Annotated in this window: 2 protein-coding genes and 1 pseudogene; 2 read left to right on the top strand and 1 reads right to left on the bottom strand. The window is 69.3% G+C overall.

Annotated elements, in window-relative coordinates:
• The first annotated feature begins 210 nt into the window (after positions 1 to 210).
• On the top strand, positions 211 to 1,650 hold the full coding sequence (locus ACFYY7_RS45450; protein ID WP_388672299.1) for an NF041680 family putative transposase: 1,440 nt from the start codon (positions 211 to 213) through the stop codon (positions 1,648 to 1,650).
• Between the two features lie 3 nt (positions 1,651 to 1,653).
• On the opposite strand, the pseudogene ACFYY7_RS45455 reads toward ACFYY7_RS45450, so the two are convergent.
• A pseudogene (locus ACFYY7_RS45455) lies at positions 1,654 to 1,945 on the bottom strand (helix-turn-helix domain-containing protein).
• A 65-nt stretch (positions 1,946 to 2,010) separates the two neighbouring features.
• Here ACFYY7_RS45455 and map point away from each other — a divergent pair.
• Positions 2,011 to 2,793 (top strand): type I methionyl aminopeptidase, encoded by a 783-nt coding sequence (gene map / locus ACFYY7_RS45460; protein ID WP_388672302.1) that lies wholly within the window; start codon positions 2,011 to 2,013, stop codon positions 2,791 to 2,793.
• Positions 2,794 to 3,352 lie beyond the last annotated feature (559 nt).

The following is a 3,352-nucleotide window of genomic DNA, read 5'->3' on the forward strand; positions in this document are numbered from 1 at the left end:
CGCCCCCATCCGCATATCTCACACACCACGGGATACAACCACCACACCCGGCCTATCAAGGACTTCGCAAAAGTTCACCCTGACGAGCCGAAGTCCTAAACTCCACCAAGATCATTTCTTGGTGGGGTTTGTCGTTCGCCTGACAGCTGGACGGCCTCTGCTTGATCATGTGTTTCCGCCAAGAGACACGTTGATCCACCAAAGGCCGTGATGGACAGTCTGCAAGATGGCGCCGTGCGCGTCGAGGCCCTGGCCGGGTTGTCCCGGTTTCGCCGTGAGCTGTACGAGTGTCTGACGTTGCGGGCGGATGCCCTGTTCGAGCTCATGGATGCGGTGCTGTGCGCCGACGGGCCGGTGACGTCCCTGCCGGAACTCTCGCTGTCGGGGGTGCATCGGCGCGGGCACGGAGCGATGTACGACGCGCTGGCCCAGGGACACATCAACGCCTCCCGGCTTCGGATGGCGCTGGCCGGACTGCGGTTGCCGCGCGGGACGGACGGGCAGCTGTCGATCGCGTTGGACGTCACGCCGTGGCCGCGTCCGGATGCCGAGTGCTCGCCCGAGCGGCTGCACTGCCACCGTCCGTGCCGGTGCGACGGGGTGCGTCAGACCATTCCGGGCTGGCCCTACCAGGTCGCGGCGACCCTCGGCGGCGGCCGCTCCTCGTGGACCGGCCCGCTGGACGCGGTGCGATTGGGGCCCGCGGACGATCCCACCGAGGTCACCGCCGCCCAGATCCGCGACCTTGTCGCCCGCCTGGAGAGGGCCGGGCAGTGGCACCCGGGCGACTTGCCGGTACTGTTCGTCCTGGACTCCGGCTACGACATCGTGCGCCTGACCTGGCTGCTGCGCGAGGAGCCGGTGCGGCTGCTGGGACGCATCCGCGCGGACCGGGTGATGCGCGCCCCGGCCGGCAAGCGCCGCGGGACGAACCCCGGGCGCCCGCCCCGAAATGGAGCGGAGTTCCGCCTGGCCCAGGCCGCGACCTGTCCGGCGCCGGTCCAGGAGTCGGCCGGCGTCCACGACCGCTTCGGCCAAGTCCTCGCCCGCTGCTGGGGCCGCTTGCACCCCAAGCTGGACCGGCGCGGCTCCTGGGCTGACCACGAAGGCGAACTCCCCATCGTCGAGGGAACGTTGGTCCATCTGGCGGTCGAGCGCCTGCCCGGCCATCGCGACCCCAAGCCGCTATGGCTGTGGCACAGCGACCCCGACGCCACCGCGCACGACGTCGACCGCCTCTGGCGGATCTTCCTTCGAAGGTTCGATATCGAGCACACTTTCCGCTTCTTCAAGCAGACGCTCGGCCTGACCCGACCCCGCTTACGCACCCCCGAACAGGCCGACCGGTGGGTGTGGCTGATCCTCGCCGCCTACGCGCAACTCCGTCTCGCCCGGCCCCTGGCCGAGGACCTGCGGCGCCCCTGGGAGAAGCCCCTGACACCGGATAAGCTCACCCCCGGCCGGGCCCGACGGGGCTATCCCCGCATCCGACGGACCGTGGGCACTCCAGCCCGCGCGCCAAAAGCCTCCCACCCCGGCCCAGGCCGCCCCAAGGGCCGCACCTCCACACCCGCACCCCGCCACCCAGTCGGCAAGAAACAGCGCAAAACGGATATGCCTAGACGCGGCGGGGCCGAGCAGCAGCCTTAAAGATCAAGCTGAGCGCGGCCCTACGAAACCAGCGATGGTGCGCTCCGGCTGGCTGATCTCTGCCCAGACCGCGTCGAGAGACAGGCCCAGGGTGTCGGCGATCGCTGCGATGGTCGGGAAGGCGGGGGTGGCCACACGGCCGGATTCGATCTTCCGAAGAGTCTCGGGCGAAATGTGCGAAGCGAGCGCCACGTCGAGCATCGAGCATCGAGCGGCAGCCCCGGGCTCGGCGGAGCAGGGCGCCGAGACGCTGTCCACGTTCTACCTCGGCGGGGGTGAGCGGCAACCTGACCATACCCCATTCTAATACCGGTATAGTTAGACCGGGATAGTTATTGGACGTACGTGAGAGGCCCCCCCATGATTGAGATCCTGAACTCCGCGCAGCTTGAGCGGGCGAGGGGCACCGGCACCCTGGTCGGAGACATCCTGCACACGCTGAAGCAGCGCAGCACGGTCGGGACGAACCTGCTGGACATCGACCAGTGGGCAAAGGAGATGATCACCGAGGCAGGAGCGCAGTCCTGCTATGTCGACTACGCACCTTCCTTCGGGCGCGGCCCGTTCGGTCACTACATCTGCACGGCCGTCAACGACGGCGTGCTCCACGGGCGGCCACACAACTACACGCTGGCCGACGGGGACCTGCTGACCCTCGACCTGGCCGTCGCCAGGGGCAGGGTGGCCGCGGACGCCGCGATCAGCTTCCTGGTAGGCAAGGCCAGGCCCGCGGAGAGCGTCGCGATGATCGAGACGACCGAACGGGCGCTCGCCGCCGGCATCGCCGCCGCAACGCCGGGCGCGCGCATCGGCGACCTCTCCCACGCCATCGGCAAGGTCCTCAGCGAGGCGGGCTACCCGATCAACACCGAGTTCGGAGGCCATGGCATCGGCTCGACCATGCACCAGGACCCGCACGTCGCGAATACCGGACGGCCCGGCCGGGGGTACAAGTTGCGCCCCGGCCTGCTGCTCGCCCTGGAGCCCTGGGTCATGGCCGACACCGCCACGCTCGTCACCGACGCCGACGGCTGGACGCTGCGCAGCGCGACGGGCTGCCGGACCGCACACAGCGAGCACACCATCGCCATCACCGACGACGGAGTCGAAATCCTCACCCTGCCCTCGCAGGCACGGCCGTAAGAGAGCCCACCCCGCTGCCCCTACGGCACGCAGAGGACGGGCTCCTTGCTCGCGCGTGGGTTACTGCTCTGGCCGGAGGCCCAGCGTGCAGAACACCTTGTCGAAGCAGAGCGTTCCGACGGCTACGAAGGCGGGCAGGCGGCCGTACCCGCGGGAGCCCAACGACTCGTAGAGGCGCAGTGCGCTGGAACTCGCCTCCCCCGCGAGCACCACTCAGCCCGCCCGCAGCCTCGGCCTCGCCCCGGACGCGCGCTGCCCGAGCGCACATCCAAGGCAAGATCATGAGGTGGCCTTCCCGAACGCGGTTGGGTACTGGGCCGCTCTCGGCCCAGACCCGCACCCCGTCGCCCCGACACATCTCGGCCGACGCTTCCGACGCACCTCGAACAACCGGGGTCCTGGAGGACCGGCTGCTCGGAACGGTGCGAGCACGGGCGCGGCGACGGCCAGGCCCGGATGCGCACACTAAGGGCTTGCCGGGAAACAAGTCGTGGCTTCCAGCTGTGGGGCTCGTTGTTCTGGTATGGGGAGACCGGAGGGGATCGAGAGTGTCCTGGCG

The organism is Streptomyces sp. NPDC001933 (assembly GCF_042890955.1).
Classification (GTDB): Bacteria; Actinomycetota; Actinomycetes; order Streptomycetales; family Streptomycetaceae; genus Streptomyces.

Excerpts from the sequence above, each read along its gene's own strand:
- ACFYY7_RS45450 (WP_388672299.1), top strand. The coding sequence starts at position 211 with ATGGACAGTCTGCAAGATGGCGCCGTGCGCGTCGAGGCCCTGGCCGGG.
- map (WP_388672302.1), top strand. The coding sequence starts at position 2,011 with ATGATTGAGATCCTGAACTCCGCGCAGCTTGAGCGGGCGAGGGGCACC.